The following is a 19,512-nucleotide window of genomic DNA, read 5'->3' as shown; positions in this document are numbered from 1 at the left end:
GAACGATTATTCCGTTTCAGGCAAAGTTTTAAAGTAGGGCATTTCGTGGATGTTGTCCCTCGAAATACCTGTCAAGGCAAAAGGCAAAGTGGTATTTTGATATTGGACACCAAATTGCGCAAAATGGCTGCGTACTATGTCGGTAGGCTTTCTCAAATGCGGCAAAAACCTGTTCGCTTCAAGCTCCCAGAACACCGAGTCGGCATTAGGGAGGTTTGGATTGTGGCGGTATTGATGAGCCACACTTCGTTTGCCTTTCAAAGCGGCCGTCATCCGCTCAATGCGGCAAAGGTAAAGTCCGTTGTCCGCATAACCCATCCCGAATAATCGTTTTTCCTCCTCCGATAGCCCGGTGATGCGCTTCAAAAAGCCGGGTGCAGCATGGGCATCTGTCAATACAGGGCCGGCTTTGAGGTAATCGTAACCTTGCTTACACCAGTAATGCAGCTCGTCTTTGATCACCCAGCTATTTAGCTCATGAATCAATAAAAAGTCGCACCAGTTGAAACGATCGTAAAAATCCGGCATCAGCAAAAGCTGCCCCAGATGCTGCCGCGATTCGAAAAAGCGTTTGGGGAAATGCACGACATCGATATTCTCCGCATGTTCGCGTACAACCGAAAGATCGGCACCTTCGCCGGCGACGAAAATGATCGGATAGTCGGCAAGGATTTCCAGCGCGTGATGGAGCAATTTCTCCTCCGTTGGATTGATCTGAGGTTCGAGAATAGGAACGATAACGGTAACCAGCTCTTTCATCAGATCGTTTGCAGCTTGCCGATCAGGTAGTTGAAAGGCATTTTCAAATATTTCCTCACGCGCAGGTACCGGCGAGCAGGCGCGGGCTTAATGTATGCGCAAGGGAATTTACGGTAATAAGCGTTCCCGTTGTCGATCAGGCTGTTTTTGTACAATGCGAAAAGTGCAGTCAGGTCGGTGCGGGCACTCAGCTCGAAACGGTCCTGGTATTTCGACAGGATATCCGGCCTGGCAGGATCGTAGCCGCTATAATGGAAGAAGATCAGGGGACTTTCTTCATTCACATACCAATGGCCCTCGCGCTGCGAGAATTTCCGCTCGTGCAAGTTCCAGTAAGCCGCATTGTAACCCGGACTTCTTTCAATATGTGTATTGGGGACAAAAACCGGCAGGAAATTCATCCAGTTCTGATCCACGAAAAGCCCGTTGCAAAGATCGATCAGACATTCATAGCGCAGTTTTTCTTCCCACCATGCGATGAACCGGTTGTTTTCATCCGAACGGCTGAACGCCACAAAACCAAGGTTATAAACACCGGTATTGAGGTGATGCAGCTCGTTGGGGGTCAACTGGTCGTCGACCGGCGTATTGATATGCGGCGTGAGCACGGCATTGTGCTTTGCCAGCGAGTTTTTAAGTTCGGTTAGCGGCTGAAAAACAATGATATCCGGGTCGAAATAAATGACATTTTTCGCCTCGGGGTAATGTTTGAAAAAATAGGTAAAATAGAAGGGTTTTACCGCTGTGTTCAGCTCGGTGATATTGTAGCGAGCGCACATTTCCTGAAAATCGCTGATTTCGATCTTGTCGATCTCGATCATCGGGTAGGAGGGTGCGTATGAATCTTCAAATGCAACTCCGTGAAGCGTATCGACCAGGCCAATGAAAAACCGGATATCCGGGTTGGTGGCTTTGAGCGAATCTCCTAATGTCCGGGCTTGCGCGAGGTAATTGATGGAGCAAATGGTAAAGGCAATGGTCATTGATTGTGCTGTTCCGAAACCTGCAAAGGTAAATACTTCTGAATAATGGCTTCGACGCTGGCTACGCTTTTGTCTGTGTTATGCCTTTCCAATACTTTTTTACGTGCATTCTGGCCCAGGGTGTTCCGCAATGATGGGTCGAGGATCAGCTGGATGATCGCATCCGAGGCCGCCGAAATGTCCATATACGGTACTACAAACCCCGCATCGCCCTCGATGAGTTCCGGCGCGCCGCCTGCGCCTTCAAAACATACCACCGGAATTTCCTGCAATGCAGCTTCCATAACCACCAGTGGATAAGGGTCCTCGCGGGAGCTGAGGAGCAGCACGTCGAATCGGTTGATATAGTCCAATGCACGCGGCGTTGGCGGAATGAGAATGATTTTGTCGCCTAATCCCATAAGCCGGATATCGTTTTCGATCAGCTGGTAGATCTCATGCTGCGGGCCTGCGCCCACCCACACGAAGTAAACCGGCAATGGCTGTGTCTTCCGGATAACCCGGCTGGCGATCCAGTTAAATATATCATTCCCCTTGCGCCATTCGGCATTTCCGCAACCACCGATTACAATCGCGTCTTTGGGGATTTTATAGGTTTTTTCAAGAATGTCGTGCTGAACGTCGGCCAGCCGTTGATCGATATGCTCGTGGTCGATCAGCGTAAAAGTGCTGACGTGTGCAGCGGGGAAATCGTATTTACGGATATAGTGGTCAGCGACGGCGTTCGAAACGGCGATCAGGTGATCCGTCTTTTTGAGCAGGAAAGAGAGTTGCTCTTCCTGCGTATAAATCTTGACAGACATGGCCAGCTCGTGTACAAAAAGCACAAGAGGCAAATCGTGAAAGGATTTCAGGAAGTCGTAATAAACTTCCGCATTGGCAATGGAATTGATGAAAATGAGGCCGATATTCTGTTGTTCGAGTTCCGCCAGGACCCTTTCGTTTCCTTTATGCTGTGAGTGCTCTTCGTAGAATTTCAGCAGGTTGGTTTTGCGCAGCAATTTGCCGGTAAATGGGGGAGTGGTAATCTTTTTGGTTTGAAAAAGACGCGTAACGCCCACTACTTCCTCGAATTCCGCTTCCAGTTCCCCTCCGTTACAGAGCAGCAGGTGCATCGGAACGCCCCGTTCTTTCAATAGCCGCAATAACTGCAGTAGCAGCAACTGACTCCCTGCCCTGTTAGCATCGTGACTTACAAAAAGTATTTTCTTCTGCTCCATTACCGATATTAGCTAGCTCAAAATCTCGTAACCGGATCGACTCAATAAGCTTCGTAGCTCAACTTTCCGGGTACTTTTTTCGCAGGGTTTCCTACATAGACACCCCATTCTTCGGTTTCTTTCATGATGGCCGACGCCATTCCTACCAGTGTACCTTGCGCGATCGTCGTGTAGTCGCGAATGGTGGCATTCACCCCGAAGAAAGAGTACGATTCTACCACACAATGCCCCGAAAGTACCACATGCGAAGTAAAGAAAACGTGGTCTTTGATCTGGCCATGGTGGCCGATATGGTTTCCGCTCCACAACACGACGTTGTTGCCAATAGTCGTGAACGGCTGGATAGTATTGTCTTCCAGAATAAAGCAGTTCTCGCCGATCTCATTACCGAAGAGCGTCGCACGGGAACTGATATAGGAGATAAACTGATAACCCTTCGCTTTGGCGTGGTTGTAAATCGCCTCGCGGTTGCGGTTCATATTACGCCCGGTCATCGGCGCAAAGAATTTATATTCCGAAGGGGGGAAAATGGTTTCCACCTCCTCGAACGCCACCACAGGCAGGCCGTGAAAATTATCGTGCTCGATGTATTGGCGATTGACGGTGAATGCAACAACCTCATGATCAGAGTCATGGGTCAAATAATAGTGCGCTAATTCTGCTGTGTCGAGTACTCCAAAAACGATAACCTTCGCCATTACTAAATCAGTTCGTATGCCTCTAATTGTTTCCTGATATCGTCGAGACCGTTAAACATCAGAATGTCTATAACAGACAACCAAGGTACGAAAGCATTTTTAAATTGGGGGTACGGGCTAGATATACTTTTTATGAAGTCCAGTCTTATTCCCTCGTTTTCAAATTTCCCTTTATCGTACAATTCCACCCCGCCAATCGGATTGATGTAGTGGTTTGCTTGCTCCTGCTTACAGATATCCAGAATCCGGTCCTGTCCTTTCAGGTGTTTATTATTATATATCGTTGAAGAGGGAACAATCTCCGTGCCTATGCCCATGTACGCGCAGGTTTTTTGCAAAGCGTATATACATAGCTCGTTGATTGAATCAACTTCTAAATTTACGATTTCTTCTATCAGTTCAAAAACCTTTTGATAACAGGGAGCCTTCTGATATGACTGCTGAATGGTTTTCAATAATTTTTTCTGCCACTGTTCATGTCGGGCAAGTTCCACTTCCCGGATCAGTTTATTCTGGCTCGCATCTTTCAGCGGAATGGTAAAAAGGTGCGCCTTTCCCCCAACGAGCAGGTTGTTCCGGTTGATCCAGCCCTTGTTGATGAAGTTCACATCGTCGTAAATAATGAACTTGTCCACGGCATTGATCAGCTGAAAATAGCCGATATATGGAAAAATATACGGCTGCATGATAGCAATAGTCATGGCTTGGGCTATTTGAGTTTTCTCAGATAATAATCTTCCCCGCGCTCGCTCAGGAACATCCGGCGATACAAAGTGGTGTCGGAGCCCAGGCGGATGTCAGTCGGTAATGCGCGGATCTTGCTGGTATCGTTCACCACCTTCCGGGCATAGAACAGGTAATCGGCGTCTTTAGGGATCGGGCGAAGGCCTTCTTCAAACGGGTTGATAGAAATCAGCCTCCGCGTGAGGTTCTTGCCGTAAAGCGGGTATTCAAAATCGCTGTTTACAGTTGCGAGTGCCACAGTGGCATTTTCAGGCACGATGGAGTCGAAACGGACGTAAGCTTGGGTGATATCAGGTCTTGCAAACGTCTGGTAAGGAATACGGTCCATGGTTAATGCCGACTCCATTCCATATGCTGGCAGCGGAAGGCATCGGATATTGAGGTAAACAGCCATAACGCCGGATATGCAGGCAAGCCCTACAACGAGCATAATGTAGCCTTTCCAGACATTCCTGCGCGGTTTGATGATTGACAAGCGATGGTGGGAGAAGAGCAGCAACAGGAAAAGCACGCCGAAAAGCCCGGCTTCCATAAAATACCGGCCTTTGAACGGATCATAAGCCGCCGAATAGGAGATCGTCGCCAGGTTAAGGCAGAATGCGATCACCAGGAAAAAATGCACCCGCGACCTGAAAACCCGTATCAATACGAGGAACATCAGCGGCAGGATTAACGCAAATCCCAGCACACCCCAGTACGGGTTCGCATTGTAATAGTAAAACCCACGCTGGAAAGAGAATGGAACGATGGTGAAGTCTTTCTCTTCGTCGAGGCGCATTTTCAATTTATTCTCCAATAGCACCAGCGGTTTCCGGATGGCGGTATTCAGATCGTAACCCCATTGCGCATTCCGGATGCCGTCGAGGTTGCAGAAATCGTAAATATACCGGATCACATTGCGGCTTCCTTGCTCAAACAGGTTGGCCGCGCCGCCCGCGCGCTCGTAGGATTGGTGGTAACGTGCCGTTGGAGGGCCGATGGGGTGCCCGAAAACCTGGATATTGCGGATATAGCCCGTCGGTATGGTATAAATCAATGCGAAAAAAGCGATCGCCAGTCCGAGCCTTAACGTCCTTTCGAAGAATACCTTAAAACTTGGCGCAAGGAAAACGGTGTAGATCATGATTACGAACACCGACGGCATGAGTAATGCGAATGTCGCCTTATGACCTGTGACGATCGCAAAGGTAATTCCTGCGAGATAGAGATAGCGATTGTCGCGGCTGGTGTAATAGGTAAACAGGAAATACAGCAGGCAACTCAAGTAAGCCGTTAGTACAATGTCAGTTTCCGTTGTAACGGCCTGCATCAGGAAGTCGAGGAACAAGCTGTATGCCAGTGCGCAAAAGAAACTCGCTGACAAGTTCCTTCCAATCCTTTGAGCAATACCAAAAACAGACACCAGCGTGACATAATATGCCATTTGGTGAATGAGTTTGAAGGCATTCTCAATATTCCCGCTGATCAGGTATGTGTAAATATGAATCGTAGTAAGGCTCTTCGGATAGGTATCCATATTCCAGTTGGCTCCACCGAAATGCTCCATTGTGCCTCGCTGAATGTAACGGATTGCGCGGTTGAGGTGCCCGGTCATACTGTCCCATTCGTTCGGCGCGGTAAAGAGCACGAGTATCAGGTTGGTAATTCCGATCACCGCCAGTGTCAGGAACAGCGCACCGAAAATCACTTTCAGGTACGCGGAAAGTTCCCGGGTCCAAAGCCGGAATGTGCCCAGGCGGTTGGCGATCAGTCCGCGAATGGAATACGGCATTTGCTGCGGTACGAGCCTTGTCCAGAGTAGATATTGTAATGCAAGCACCACGTAGGTACCGCCGATCCACGCCAAGACATTAGCGGTGAGGTTCAGCGCCGACAAAACAAAGCCGGTAGGGATAATGCTACCGACAAAAAGGATGAAGAAGGTAATAATCAGCTCTGTGAGTGAAGGTTGAGCAATTTTTTTTGCAACAAAGCTGATACCGTATAAAAACAGGAAAAAAGTTAGCCAATAAAAAATGACCATGCGATTATGGTGATAAATGACCGTTGATAATGCGGGAAATCCTCTCGATATCTTCGTAAGGAAGCCCAACATATAATGGCAAACTTAACACTCTTGCCGCGATATCCTCGGAAACAGGGCAGGCAATTTGCCTTGGCATGAAAGAAAGGGTGTTAAGCGACGGGTAAAAATATCTCCTCGGAATAATTTCTTCCACTCTCAATGCATCCATTACCTTGAACATGACCGTCTCCGAGGGAAACACCACAGGGTAATAAGCATAGTTGTATTCAATATCAGCACTCAATGTGGGTTTAAACAAAATATCCCAGTTGAGCAGGTTGTCGTAAGCGGCAAAAACTTCCTTGCGCGCCTGTATAATTGCGGGTACTTGCGGGAGGTTTACGAGCCCCATTGCTGCATGGAATTCCGAATTTTTTCCATTAATCCCGACAAATTCATAATGCTCGTCTCCCTGGTGGCCAAAGGCACGCAACAAATGCAGTTTGCGGTCGAGTTCCGGGTGATTGGAAACCAACGCTCCGCCTTCAATGGTATGGAACACTTTCGTGGCATGAAAGCTGCAAGTGCTCAGGTCACCGTATGAAAGCAGTGATTTTCCTTTATAGGTAACGCCAAATGCATGCGCGGCGTCGTAAATGACTTTGAGGTTATGTTTTTGAGCAATGGCCTCGATTGCCTCGATATCGCAAGGGTTGCCATACACATGCGTAGCGAGGATCGCCGATGTGGCCGGCGTAATGGCCGCTTCGATCAATTCCGGATTGATATTGAAGGTGGCTGGATCGATGTCCACGAAAACCGGCGTGCAGTTTTCCCACAAGATCGCATTGGACGTCGCCACGTAGGAGAACGGCGTCGTAATGATCTCGCCTTTCAGTTCCAGCGCTTTGATAGCTATTTGCAGAACGATCGTTCCATTACTGCAGAAGTAAAGATGATCGACTTTCAGATATTCTTTAAGTTGTCCTTCGAGCTTTTGTAAAAGAGGACCGTTGTTGGTCAGATAACCACGCTCCCAGATTCCACGGACATATTGCAGATATTCTTCCTGGTCAGGTAGAAAGGTTTTGGTGACGTTAATCATTCACTACGTGTTCAGATTGGCGAATGGAAAAATTGAGTTGAGGGCGAATGTATCCGGGCCATTTGCCATACCAGGTCACATTTTCACGGTAATCCTCAATATCAAAAACAAGGGCTTCCTCCATATTATAAAGCACGGTGCTCGTGTCTTTCACGATCATCATCGAAACCACATACGAGCCGTCATTCAGGAAGTTGCCGGGAATTTCACAAGTCCCGCTCACAAGACCTTTGGAGAAGGTCTCCGCTTGCGTGCCTACATTGAAAATACACTCGCCGGTGAATGTGTACAGGTGCATGCTCAGGTTCAGCGAAGCACCTTCTACCAGGTTCCAGAACTCGAACTGAAAGTTGATCGGCGTACGGACGTCGATGTGGTTCAGATCGTCCTGATATTCCGGGAAAAGTTTGAAACTCTTCACGCGTACCTGGTCGTTCCCGGGAGCGGAGTCGATATTGTCCCAGTGCTTTTCCAGCGATTTATGTGAAACCTTGCTGAGATAGTTGGTTACAATGTGCGTTGTGTCGCCCTGGTCTATCAGCCGGCCTTTTTCAAAATAGAATGACTTGTTACAAAGTGCCTGAATGGCGGTAAGGTTATGGCTTACAAATAGCAGCGTGCGGCCGCTTTCCGAAACATCCCGCATTTTACCCAGGCATTTCTTCTGAAACTCGGTATCGCCCACGGCGAGTACCTCATCTACAATAAGAATTTCCGGGTTAAGGTGCGCTGCAATTGCAAAACCCAGGCGGACGTACATCCCCGACGAATATCTCTTAACAGGCGTATCCAGGAATTTTTCAACCCCTGCAAAATCTACGATCGCGTCAAATGACTCACGGATTTCAGCCTTCGACATGCCAAGAATAGCGCCGTTGAGGAAAATATTCTCACGGCCTGTCAATTCGGGGTGAAAGCCCGTACCTACTTCCAGCAAGCTGGCGATGCGGCCGTCGATTTTAATCTGGCCGGTGGTAGGCTCGGTAATGCGGCTCATGATTTTCAGGAGCGTCGATTTACCGGCACCATTATGGCCTACAATACCAATTCGGTCTCCTTTATCAATACTAAAATTCACATCCTGCAACGCCCAGAACTCCTCTTTCTCGGCGAAACCGTTCTTTTCCTGCTTGCGGAACCATTTGTCAACCGTATCGGAAACAATGTCACGCAGGCCGGATGACCCATTTTTACGCTGATGGTCGATGATATATTTTTTGCTGATATTTTCAGCTACAATTACAGGCATGCCCAAGAGTAGTTATTTCAGATATGGTCTACGAAAGTATTCTCTTTTTTACGGAAATAGATCAGCGAAATAACCAAAATGATCGATGATGTAATAACCGTTGAATACAAACTCTGCGGGTTGAAATAGGATTTGCTTCCCAAAAGGCACCAGCGGAAACCGTCGATAATCCCTACGAGGGGGTTCAGGTTATAGTATTTCTCATACCAGGTGCCCTTAACGAGGCTACTGGGATAAGCCACTGGACATACATACATGCCCACCTGTACCATAAAGGGAATCAACTGTCCGATGTCCCGGAAACGTACATTCAGCACAGCAAAAAACAGGCCGAAGCCCATCGATGTAATAAATGTAAGCAAAATGAAGCAAGGAAGAAATATGATCTGCCAGCTAATGGGCGTTTGGAAGAACGCCGTCACCAGTAAATAAATACCGAAAGTGATGAGGAAATCCACAAAACCAACGGCAACCGAGCTCAGCGGCATGAGCAACCGTGGGAAGTATACCTTAGACACCAGGTTGTGGTTGATCAGGATACTGTTGCTGATCTGGGTGAAAGTGTTGGCAAAGAAAGTCCAGATTGTAAGCCCTCCAAGTACCATGAGTGGGTACGGAATACCGGGATCCGCTTTTATTTTGGCCACATAACTGTAAACAAAGACCATGACAGTCATGGTCATGAGGGGGCGCAATACGCTCCACGCGACGCCAAGGAGTGTCTGTTTATATCTAACGGAAAGATCTCTTTTTGAAAGGATCCAGAGTAGTTGCTTATTGAGCCAAAGGTCTTTCCAATAATCCTTTTCAGACCCGCCGGCTTTGATTGTAATAGAGTGTTGAGTTGCCATGGTTACGCCGTTACCGCCTCCTTACGCACGATTGTAGTGGTAGGTGTAGAAAACACTGTTCTGAAATAAACAAAGATCAGTGCGATCATCAAACCCGCCAATGCCCCGATTTTGGCATTACGCTTATCTTCATATTTTACATCCAGAGGCACCTTGATACCTTCGATTTCTGTGAACAAAGGGGCTTCTTTTACGAGGGAAATGCGCATTTTTTCGGCATTGGCCATGGCTTCGTAATACAGCTGTTGCAGGAATGAGGATTTCCTTTCCATACTGTTGGCTGATACTTTTACTTCCGGCATCATAATCTGGGCGCTGTAATCGAGCTGTTTGGCCAGCTTATGTTCCGCAATTCCCAACACCCTGGCGAGTGAATCGGCGCGCTGGTTGAGGAGACGGAGTGTTTTACGTGTTTTCTGCGTTTGGTTTTCGGTGTACATTTCTTCTACCGTTTCCAGAAGGGTGGTTACCCACAAACCCGCGAGGCGTTCGTTCTCCATTTTGGTGGAGAGCTGCGTGAACGACGACTTTCGGTCGAGGGATGCAATCTCCGTCGCCTCAGCTGCACGCTTCACGATGGTATTGAGGTTGATACGGGAATTGAGGTCCATTTTCTTGACGTCGTTGGTCGTAAAATGGAATTTCTGTAAGTCGGGATAATCTGCCCAGTCGGAGGTCTTGATACCGCTTGAGTCAATATAGAAGTTGGCAAGAAGTTGCTTCTTCCCATTGATTTCAACTTCTTTCAGCAAGTTCCGTTCCAATACCGGGCGGGACTTTACAAAATAGAAGAAGTTCTCTCCGGTAAAGATATTCGCGTCCGGCTGCGCGCCGATACCGAGCAGGCCTGCTACATCGCCGAAGCCTGAGCTTGCGCCCGCAGCACCGAGGTTGAACACGACGGTCGCTTCATAGGTAGGCGGCTTGTTCTGGTAGGTATCCATGGCATATCCGATACCGAAACCTACGGCTGGCAGGAGCAAAAGCCATTGCCAGTTACGGATCAATGCATTTTTGACTACCAATATTTTCTCGACGACTTCCTTGGGAGATAACTCGTCGTCCGGGATTTGTTGTGTGGTCGTTGTCGCCATAGTTATTTAAGTGAACGGAATGCCAATACTGTTACAATCAATCCCATAATTGAGCTCAACAAGGTTGTAGCTGTTTGAATGCTTTGCTGTGTATTCAGAGCCGGCGCATTTCTTGTCGGAACGAAGATCTCTGATCCCGGCTGTACTTTCGGATATACATTGAAGAACAGGAATCTTCTCGTACGATCGATATTACCGTTAGGATATTTGATATAAGAGCTCTTTCTGAGCGATTGCACCGTGAAACCTCCCGATTGTGAAATGTAATCCGAGAAGTTCATCCCCTTGCCATATTTCACGGTTGTAGGGTAAAGTACCGAGCCTGTCACCTGAACGGTTTCCAGACGCTTTGGAATGCGGATGATATCACCTTCCTGCACCACGAGGTCTTCGAATGAACCCGGGTTTTTCAGAATGTTTTTCAGCACAATGCCGATTTTCTCTTCTTTTACGTTCGGCAGGTCACCGGTAAGGGTTCCTTGTTTGATTTGCTTCTCCGTTTGCTGAACTTCTGTGTAGTCCACCGCTTCGTCGAGGTTTTTCACGATTGTACGACGCAAGAGTGTTGCCCCTTCCGGATAAGCAAGCTCGGTTAGGCCACCCGCTCTTTTGATAATGTCGCTGATCTTGTCGTTCTTATTGACGATCGTATAAGGACCTGTTACCAACACTTCGCCCTCCACGAAAACCGTTTGCTGCTCTACATAATTGGGCGACTTACGAACGATCACCTGGTCGAATGGGAACAATACGAAGTTCGTCGCTTTGGAATTCAATGACAGGTCGCGGTTTACATTGAACTTATAGACCTCTGAGATCTGCGCATTTGCTGCCCCGGCTACCGAATTTCTTTTTCTTCTGACAACCTCAATCTCCGAAGTATAGGCTGATTCTTTCAGACCGCCAGCCTGAACCAGCACGTCTTCAAGCGTCATATCGGTCGTGTATGGGAATTTACCCTCGTTCTCGCCGATTTTAGTATTGTTTACTTCTCCTTCAACGCTCACAAATGCCGTTTCTGCCATTTCGAATCTCGATGGGACGATGATCTGGTCGAGGCGCGTCAGTACGAGATCAGGTGTTACGCCGTTCAATACATCGGTAAAGTTGATGGGGATGGTCTGAATGGTCAGATCCTCGCGGGTACGCAGCACGTTCAGGCGGCCCACAAATGCGTCTTCACGCATTCCCTGTGCATTCTCAATCAGCTTTTTCAGGGTAGGGCTGTTGTCGAGCGAGTATTCGCCCGGGCGCATTACCGCACCTTCCACAGTGACAATATTCTCGAAGCGGTCCAGGACAGTTTCTACGTTGATCGAGTCGCCGGTTGCCATTTCGAAGCTGTCGTATTGCTCTTCCGGCACATCCAGGATCTTACGTTCTTTGGAAGTAATGCGTTGAATTTTTAGTCTGGCACGGTAGGCCTTGTCGCTGAAACCGCCCGCGTAACGGAGCACATCACTCAGTTTCTCTTCCGGCGTCAGCTCATAAATTCCCGGACGTTTCACCATGCCAGCGATTTCGGCGCGTTTCAGGTAGTAGCCTACCACCACGTTGTCGTTTTCCTGTACGCGGATATCGCCGTCGATTTTACCGTTTACAAGATAGTCGTAGATGTCCAGTTTAGATACAACCTTGCCCTGGCGAACAACACGCACTTCACGGAAAGATCCAATTTCATTAGGTCCGCCGGCCTGGTACAATGCATTGAATGCAGACGACAGGGAGGACACTGTGTAAGTCCCTGGATTAATCACTTCCCCCGTTACAAAAACTTTTACAGAACGAACTTCTCCAAGTGTAACCATCAGTTTTGTCCGGGCCCCTTCACCACCCGTACCGATCATTCCCGGTACGAATTTGGCAAATTTGTCGATCAGGATTTTCTTAATTTCTTCGATCGTACGGCCTGCAACCATCACGTTTCCTACGCGGGGAATACTGATGAAGCCATCCTTGTTGACAACCGTTTCGTAAGTGCTTTCTGCGTAGTTATACAGATAAATCTTCAATTCGTCACCGGGGCCAACGACGTAGGTGGTTGGTGTAACGATCTGTAAATCAGGTATTAACCCCAGGTTTTTGTCTGCAAAAATTGAATATCCGTAGATTTTCTGACGAAATGCTTCTTTCGCTTGTTCTTCGGGAGTCAACTTGGTGCTGGTGCTGGTATTAATCTTGCTCTGGTCACCGCCTTCGGCATTCTGACCGTTCTGATTAGCAGCATTTTTCCCTTTGTCACCGCCCTGACCGTCGTTTCCCTGCTGCGGATTCCCTGATTGCGGGTTGCCTCCCTGCTGGGCTCCGCCCTGCTGGGTAGCGCCTTGCGGATTGCCCGCACCCGATTGTGTGTTACCGCCCGTGGTGCCGCTATTACCTCTCGGACCCGACTGCGGTGTACCCTGGGCGCCGGTGGACGTCGGGGCAGTCCCGGAAGGGGCTGTCGGAGCAGTAACCTGTGAAAAAGCGGGTAACGAAATGATGAAACTCAGGAAATAGGGAAGTACAGATTTATAACTTTTAGCCAAACTGGATCTGTTCATAAGAAGAATTATTGTACTATTGAAAGTCTGAAAATTCATTAAAACTATGTATAAGACTAGTATTTTTGAATTTGGGATTCGAGTACACGCAATGTTGTGGTAGTGTATATCATGGCAAAGTAAATTAGATTTTTCCTATTTTTAAAGAATTTCTATTAATCGGGGGCCCCCGTCGGGAAGCCCCGCAAAGTTATAACAGGGTAACGACAAAAGATTCAAATTATTAAAATACCGCCTCCAAAAGCGATAATACTCCTAAAAGAATAGTTATAAATATGGAAAGTACAAATGTTCAGTACGACGAGAGCAGTATCCGGTCGCTTGACTGGAAAGAACATATCCGCCTCAGGCCCGGGATGTACATCGGAAAGCTCGGCGACGGCTCGTCGGTGGACGATGGAATTTATGTGCTCGTGAAAGAAGTTGTGGATAACTCGATCGACGAACACATGATGGGTAATGGTAAAACGATCGAGATTAAGATATCCGAGCACCGCGTGGAAGTGCGCGATTACGGCCGCGGTATTCCTTTGGGCAAAGTCGTGGACTGCGTTTCGAAGATCAATACCGGCGGGAAGTACGATTCGGGTGCGTTTCAGAAGTCGGTCGGTTTGAATGGCGTAGGTACCAAGGCGGTGAATGCCCTTTCGAACCATTTCAAGGTACAATCGTACCGCGACGGCAAAACCAAATCTGCGGAGTTTCATCAGGGGACGCTGCTGAACGAATCGGAAGAAGGAACGACCAGCCAGCGCAACGGAACTTACGTGGCGTTTGAGCCGGACAATACTATTTTCAAAAACTTCCGGTACATCCCGCAATACCTGGATAATATGATCTGGAACTACTGCTATCTGAATGCGGGGTTGACGATCAATTTCAACGGGCAGAAATACTTCTCGCAGAACGGTCTGCTCGACCTTCTGAAAAGTAAATCCGACCCGGAATCGCTGCGTTATCCGATCATTCATTTGAAGGGTGACGACATTGAACTGGCTATGACTCATGGCAACCAATATGGTGAAGAATACTACTCTTTTGTGAATGGTCAGTATACGACACAAGGAGGCACCCATCTCGCTGCATTCAGGGAAGCAGTTGTTAAAGCAGTGCGCGAGCATTTCGGGAAAGATTACGCGCCGGAAGACATTCGTTCTTCTATTATCGGCGCCATTGCAATCCGTGTTCAGGAGCCGGTTTTTGAGTCGCAAACCAAAACGAAATTGGGTTCCAATACCATCACACCCGACCCGAATAGCACCACGGTGCGGACGTTTGTGAATGATTTCGTGAAAGAAAGACTCGATAATTTCCTGCATATGAACCCCGAATCGCGCGACGCATTGAAAAAGCGCATTGAGCAATCGGAGCGGGAGCGGAAAGAATTGGCGGGCATCAAAAAGCTTGCCAACGACCGTGCGAAAAAAGCCAATTTGCATAATAAAAAACTCCGGGACTGCCGTCTGCACCTGACCGACTTGAAAAGCGAGCAGCGTTACGAAACGACACTTTTCATTACGGAAGGAGACTCTGCAAGCGGTTCGATCACCAAATCGCGGGATATTCAAACCCAGGCGGTATTCAGCTTACGGGGTAAGCCATTGAACTCGTTCGGGCTTACGAAGAAGATTGTTTACGAAAATGAGGAGTTTAACCTGCTCCAACATGCCTTGGATGTGGAGAATGGTGTGGAAAACCTGCGTTTCAACCGCATTATCATTGCTACCGACGCCGACGTGGACGGTATGCACATCCGTTTACTGCTGATGACCTTCTTTCTGCAATTCTTCCCGGACCTTGTTCGGAACGGGCACCTGTTTGTGCTGGAAACACCTTTGTTCCGGGTTCGCAACAAGAAAGAGACCATTTACTGTTATAGCGAAGAAGAAAAACAGGCGGCAATCGATAAACTAGGCAGTAAGCCGGAAATTACCCGCTTTAAAGGGTTAGGAGAGATTTCTCCGGAGGAATTCGGCAAATTCATTGGCGAGGATATGCGGGTAGAACCGGTGATCCTGCAAAAAGAGACATCCATTCAAAAGCTGCTAAGTTATTTTATGGGTAAGAATACACCTGAAAGACAGCGGTTTATTATCGATAATCTCAAAGTAGAGAAGAATGTCGAAGAACTTGCACTCGCGGGCTAGGTCTACTGCGCATTGCATGCCGTGCATTATCTTTGGCGTCGTCAAGTAATATCGGAGCGGGAAGGTCTTTATTCAGAAGTGTATACGCACCTCCCGGTTTGATCAACCTATTTAAAGTGTTTTTGTGGAATTACAGGATTTAAGAAACAGGATCGATGGGCTGGACGATCAGCTGCTAAGCATTTTGAACGAGCGCATGGAGCTTGTGAAGAAGGTAGGTGAGCTGAAACGGTCTTCCCAGTCGATTATCTACCGTCCGGAAAGAGAGAAACAAATCCTCGACCGGCTGGCGAAACATAACAACGGCTTACTCACCAGGCAGGCGATCGACGCCATTTTTTTCGAAATATTTGCGGTTTCCCGCAACCTCGAACTGCCCGAGCGGGTGTCCTATCTGGGGCCGGAAGGAAGTTTCACGCATCAGGCGGCCGAAGGTCGTTTCGGCGCAATGAGCGAGTACCTCGTGCTACCCACGATCCATTCTGTATTTGAAAGTGTGGAAACGGGGCGGGCGAAGTTCGGTGTGGTGCCTATCGAGAACAACCAGGAAGGCATCGTAGTCGAAACTGCCGACTTCCTGCGCGAAAAGAACTTGTCCATCGTGGCTGAAATGCTCTTGAAAGTACATTTTACTTTCGCATCGCAGTCCGACAACCTGAAATCGATCAAAAGAATTTATTCGAAAGACATTGCATTCCGGCAATGCGGGAAGTTTATCGGTGAATACCTCGAAGGAATGGGCATCGAACTGATTGCAGTAGACTCCACTTCCAAAGCGGCCAAACTGGCGTCCGAAGAACCGGATGCAGCGGCGATATGCTCGTCGATTTCAGCGAGGCTGTTTGGGGTACCTATTCTGTTCGACAATATCGAAGACAGCGATCAGAACCAGACGCGCTTTCTCATCCTGGCGAAGGATTTTACGAATATGAGAAGTGCCGATGACAAAACGACGATCATCGCCAATCTGCCGAATACCAACCGCCCGGGCGTTTTGTACGAATTCCTGAAAGATTTCAACGACCGCGGCATTAACCTGACCAAAATCGAAAGCCGGCCGTTGCGTGGCGAGGCATCGTTCCGGGCATGGTTCCTCGTTGAATTCCTCGGGCATATGGACGACCCGCAAGTGCAGGAGATCATGCACAAGTACGGAACGCATTTGAAATGGCTTGGAAGCTACGTGAGAGTGGCTTAGCATACGTTTTTTGCATAAATAGCAGAAAGCTCGCTTCATCGGCGAGCTTTCTGCTATTACGAGGTATCTCAAAACTATTTCCTCAACGTTCCGCGGTACAGCGACGGCCAGTTGCCGTACAACTCGATTTCCGTTTCCACGCCGTCGGGCAGACGAACCTTCATTTTCCGTTGTGCCGAAGGCTGTTGAAAGGAATCGACTGCTAATACGACTATCTGGTTTCCTTTTACAATAGATGTAACAAATGGCTGCTTGCCATCAATCGCCAGCAACGCCTGCTCTTTTTTGGGTTGGACCCACTGCCCGTTCAGTTGAAATGCCAGGTCCTGGTTTTGGCCGCCTACAATCACATCCTCGACTTGCTTGGCCATCCAGTTGCCCAAAGCGTAATATTCCGTTGGGAAGTCCCAGTAAGGGGCGGCCGTTCCGCCAGAGGTGTTACGGCCCACTTCGCTTTCAGGCGTTTTGCCGTCGGCCGCGTACCATTCATAGCCCCAGCCCCACATGTCTTTCGATAATTTATAGGCATTTGGGTTTTTCGCGCTGGGCGCGCCGTCGTGCCAAAGGTAATAACCATCGAAAAGGATTAATGAGAACAGCGAGAAACTCAATGCCTGGCTGGCGGGCATCATTTCGAGCTGGTTCATGATGAGCTCACCCTTCGGATCGGTGAGTTGGTAATTCCAGGGAACGATGGGGTCTTTGTACAACGGCATATACCGGTTCCAGCCGTAGAAAATGAACTTGTTGTCTTTCTGATAGGGCAGGAGCTTGTTGATGCGCAGCGAATGGATTGCTGAGAGCAATACGAAGTTGTTGGGCGAATTACCGGCATTATCGATCGCGAACATCGGTTTGGGATACACATCTATCGGCACGGTATTGAATACGTCCCGGAAGCTGTCGCCATTCGGCAACGGGTCGAAGTTTGGATTATTGGATTTTGGGTCGCTATATTCTTTGATAAAATCTTTCGGATTTGCTCCCCCGACGGTATTAATATGCGGATTGGTATAAGCCCCACCGCCCCAGTAATCCATCAAATGCATATTCGGGTGGTTCTTTTTGACCACTTTCGAAAACCATATCAGTCGTTGAATGACTTCTTTGGAATAATGCTGGTTCCAAAACTCAAAATCGTAAGCATACACTCCGAATCCTGGTACGCCTGCCAATGCTTCCACCTGTTCTTTGGAAAGACTTCCAAACCACTTTTCGTCTTTATCCCCGAAATAATTGGGAGTAGCCGTATAATGCAGCTTTTCCGCAGGGTATTCTTTTTCAGTGTTGGACAAATAGCCGATTCCGCGTTTGTAGTAATTATCGGAAGGAACATAATTGTTTAGCCGGTATTGCATCACCAGCTTACCTTTGATAGGTTCAAATTCAGGGAACTTGGTATCGAAATCGACATTAATGGTGCGTGAGGGGGAAAACCAGTCGGGAATGCTGATGCGCGTTAATGCCTGGGTTGCTGCCCCGTCGGGCTTGCCAGCGATGTAGATGTTCTGCTGGCGGACGCTGCGGTTTTTGGCAGCATTCCACCAGTCGTTGTAGGGGGCGTCTATCCACCGGGCCGTTACGGAGTACAAATAACCCGGTTTTACCTGAATGCCATTTTCCAGCCCTTGCACCACAATGCCGTCGATCATGACCACTTTGGTTCGGCTGTCGTTGTAGTTGGCAAAATCACGCAGGTAGAGCTTGTCGTCCCTCCGGATTGGTCGCACGTCGAGCCAGTTGTCCTTGCTTCCCTGCCGGATCCATTCTTTGGCGTCGATCACCTCATTGGCCACAGCACCTTCGAAGTTGAATGCAGCGGTTGTCTGGCAACCCTGCTGGCCGAGGCTCGTAACGTGGATTTGCGCTTCGCCACCTTTGACCTGCACATCGGGGATCGTGAGCCAGGTGCCGTACCGATGCGGCACGGCCTGGAAGGTTTGTGTATGACCGTTTTGGGTGATTTTTACGTCATAAGGCGAAAGTCCGCCGGCATTGGCTGCGAGTTCGAACTGCATTTCGCGGCCGATCTGACGGTACCGGCGTATGGTGAGGTCACAGGCGTTAGACGCTGAGTCGAGCGTCCGCGCCATGGGGAAACTTTCTGTAATCTGGGCGTAGGATTTGTGGGCGCTGGGGCCAAAACGGTTCCAGGCCCAGAGCCCGGAACCGATCAGGAATGCGAGAATGCCACTAAGCCAGAGAAGCGATGTTTTGGTCAAAACCTTCTTTTTATGTGTCACGATACGTTGTTTACCACCAACGATAGAATAGGCCTATCGAGCCGTTCACGGATGATATGCCTTTGTCGATGTAGTCATATTTATAGGCCGTGCCATCATACTTGACACGCACATCAAGGCCCAGCGTCCCGTCTTTTTTAAATAAAAATTTGGAACCGGCCCCAATGCCGTATTTAAAGCGTACTTTCTGGTCCTGCGACGATAATGTGCCATAATAAACGGTATAGTCGAGAATGCTGGCACCGGCGCTGATCTGCACATAAGGCTGCACCTGCGAATTGCGGGGCAGGAAGTGGTAGTTAGCGAACAGCTCGACAGGATATTGCGAAACGGTGCGCGTCTGTACTGCTGAAATGGTGCCTTCCGAACCTTCGTACAGCGCCCGGGGTACGCGTTTTTCGAAATAAGTAGAACCGATTTCACCTCCCACGGAAAGCGGGGAGTTTCTTAGGACCCACTCAATGGAGAGCGAGAAATTTTGGAATGAGGTTTTATCAATATAATTATCCTTGAAAGAACCCATTGGTACGGCACCCATGAAGCGGGCGGTAGCCAGGTAATGGGTGTAACGTTCAAACGGGGAGGCAATGGTATATAACTTGGGTTTTTCCTGTGCCAATGCGGGCAGGATATTCCCAAGAAAAAGGGCAATAATGATGATGCGTTTCATTTG

Annotated in this window: 15 protein-coding genes; 2 read left to right on the top strand and 13 right to left on the bottom strand. The window is 48.5% G+C overall.

Annotated elements, in window-relative coordinates; genetic code table 11:
• Positions 1 to 6: 6 nt before the first annotated feature.
• From AC2YIT_RS02710 to AC2YIT_RS02660, 11 genes are read right to left on the bottom strand one after another with little or no spacing between them, the layout of a single operon-like run.
• Positions 7 to 759, bottom strand: coding sequence for a DUF5672 family protein (locus AC2YIT_RS02710; protein WP_430842690.1), 753 nt, complete (start codon positions 757 to 759; stop codon positions 7 to 9).
• Positions 759 to 1,742, bottom strand: a complete 984-nt coding sequence (locus tag AC2YIT_RS02705; RefSeq protein ID WP_430842692.1) for a glycosyl transferase — start codon at positions 1,740 to 1,742, stop codon at positions 759 to 761. Before AC2YIT_RS02705 ends, AC2YIT_RS02710 begins: the two co-directional genes overlap by 1 nt.
• On the bottom strand, positions 1,739 to 2,962 hold the full coding sequence (locus tag AC2YIT_RS02700; protein WP_430842694.1) for a glycosyltransferase family 4 protein: 1,224 nt from the start codon (positions 2,960 to 2,962) through the stop codon (positions 1,739 to 1,741). Before AC2YIT_RS02700 ends, AC2YIT_RS02705 begins: the two co-directional genes overlap by 4 nt.
• A gap of 41 nt (positions 2,963 to 3,003) precedes the next feature.
• The gene (locus tag AC2YIT_RS02695) at positions 3,004 to 3,660 is read right to left on the bottom strand and encodes an acetyltransferase (RefSeq protein WP_430842696.1); all 657 of its coding nucleotides are present in this window, start codon (positions 3,658 to 3,660) and stop codon (positions 3,004 to 3,006) included.
• Between the two features lie 2 nt (positions 3,661 to 3,662).
• Positions 3,663 to 4,361, bottom strand: a complete 699-nt coding sequence (locus tag AC2YIT_RS02690) for a WbqC family protein (RefSeq protein WP_430842698.1) — start codon at positions 4,359 to 4,361, stop codon at positions 3,663 to 3,665.
• A gap of 8 nt (positions 4,362 to 4,369) precedes the next feature.
• Entirely contained in the window at positions 4,370 to 6,427 is a 2,058-nt protein-coding gene (locus AC2YIT_RS02685; RefSeq protein WP_430842700.1) for an ArnT family glycosyltransferase, read from the bottom strand.
• 4 nt (positions 6,428 to 6,431) lie between these two features.
• A complete protein-coding gene (locus AC2YIT_RS02680) occupies positions 6,432 to 7,514 on the bottom strand; it encodes a DegT/DnrJ/EryC1/StrS family aminotransferase (protein ID WP_487278149.1) in 1,083 nt (360 codons plus the stop codon).
• Positions 7,507 to 8,763 carry an ABC transporter ATP-binding protein gene (locus AC2YIT_RS02675; protein WP_430842704.1) on the bottom strand — a complete coding sequence of 419 codons (1,257 nt, stop codon included), beginning with the start codon at positions 8,761 to 8,763 and terminating at the stop codon, positions 7,507 to 7,509. Before AC2YIT_RS02675 ends, AC2YIT_RS02680 begins: the two co-directional genes overlap by 8 nt.
• Before the next feature lie 17 nt (positions 8,764 to 8,780).
• Positions 8,781 to 9,614 carry an ABC transporter permease gene (locus AC2YIT_RS02670; protein ID WP_106597149.1) on the bottom strand — a complete coding sequence of 278 codons (834 nt, stop codon included), beginning with the start codon at positions 9,612 to 9,614 and terminating at the stop codon, positions 8,781 to 8,783.
• A gap of 2 nt (positions 9,615 to 9,616) precedes the next feature.
• Positions 9,617 to 10,708 (bottom strand): GumC domain-containing protein, encoded by a 1,092-nt coding sequence (locus AC2YIT_RS02665; RefSeq protein WP_430842706.1) that lies wholly within the window; start codon positions 10,706 to 10,708, stop codon positions 9,617 to 9,619.
• 2 nt (positions 10,709 to 10,710) lie between these two features.
• Positions 10,711 to 13,251 (bottom strand): SLBB domain-containing protein, encoded by a 2,541-nt coding sequence (locus tag AC2YIT_RS02660; RefSeq protein ID WP_487278148.1) that lies wholly within the window; start codon positions 13,249 to 13,251, stop codon positions 10,711 to 10,713.
• A gap of 275 nt (positions 13,252 to 13,526) precedes the next feature.
• On the opposite strand from AC2YIT_RS02660, the gene AC2YIT_RS02655 reads away from it, so the two are divergent.
• Positions 13,527 to 15,398, top strand: a complete 1,872-nt coding sequence (locus tag AC2YIT_RS02655) for a DNA topoisomerase IV subunit B (RefSeq protein WP_487278147.1) — start codon at positions 13,527 to 13,529, stop codon at positions 15,396 to 15,398.
• A 124-nt stretch (positions 15,399 to 15,522) separates the two neighbouring features.
• Positions 15,523 to 16,596: a prephenate dehydratase gene (gene pheA, locus AC2YIT_RS02650; RefSeq protein ID WP_106597153.1), complete on the top strand. Its 1,074-nt coding sequence runs from the start codon at positions 15,523 to 15,525 to the stop codon at positions 16,594 to 16,596.
• 74 nt (positions 16,597 to 16,670) lie between these two features.
• Here the strand turns inward: pheA and AC2YIT_RS02645 are convergent, their stop codons facing one another.
• Together AC2YIT_RS02645 and AC2YIT_RS02640 are read right to left on the bottom strand one after the other, a co-directional pair.
• The gene (locus AC2YIT_RS02645) at positions 16,671 to 18,839 is read right to left on the bottom strand and encodes a hypothetical protein (RefSeq protein WP_430842713.1); all 2,169 of its coding nucleotides are present in this window, start codon (positions 18,837 to 18,839) and stop codon (positions 16,671 to 16,673) included.
• A gap of 10 nt (positions 18,840 to 18,849) precedes the next feature.
• Entirely contained in the window at positions 18,850 to 19,509 is a 660-nt protein-coding gene (locus AC2YIT_RS02640) for a hypothetical protein (protein WP_430842715.1), read from the bottom strand.
• Positions 19,510 to 19,512 lie beyond the last annotated feature (3 nt).

This window comes from Dyadobacter sp. SRI_021 (assembly GCF_057586235.1).
Note: the sequence above shows the minus strand (reverse complement) of the source record. Positions and strands in the feature narration are given on the sequence as shown.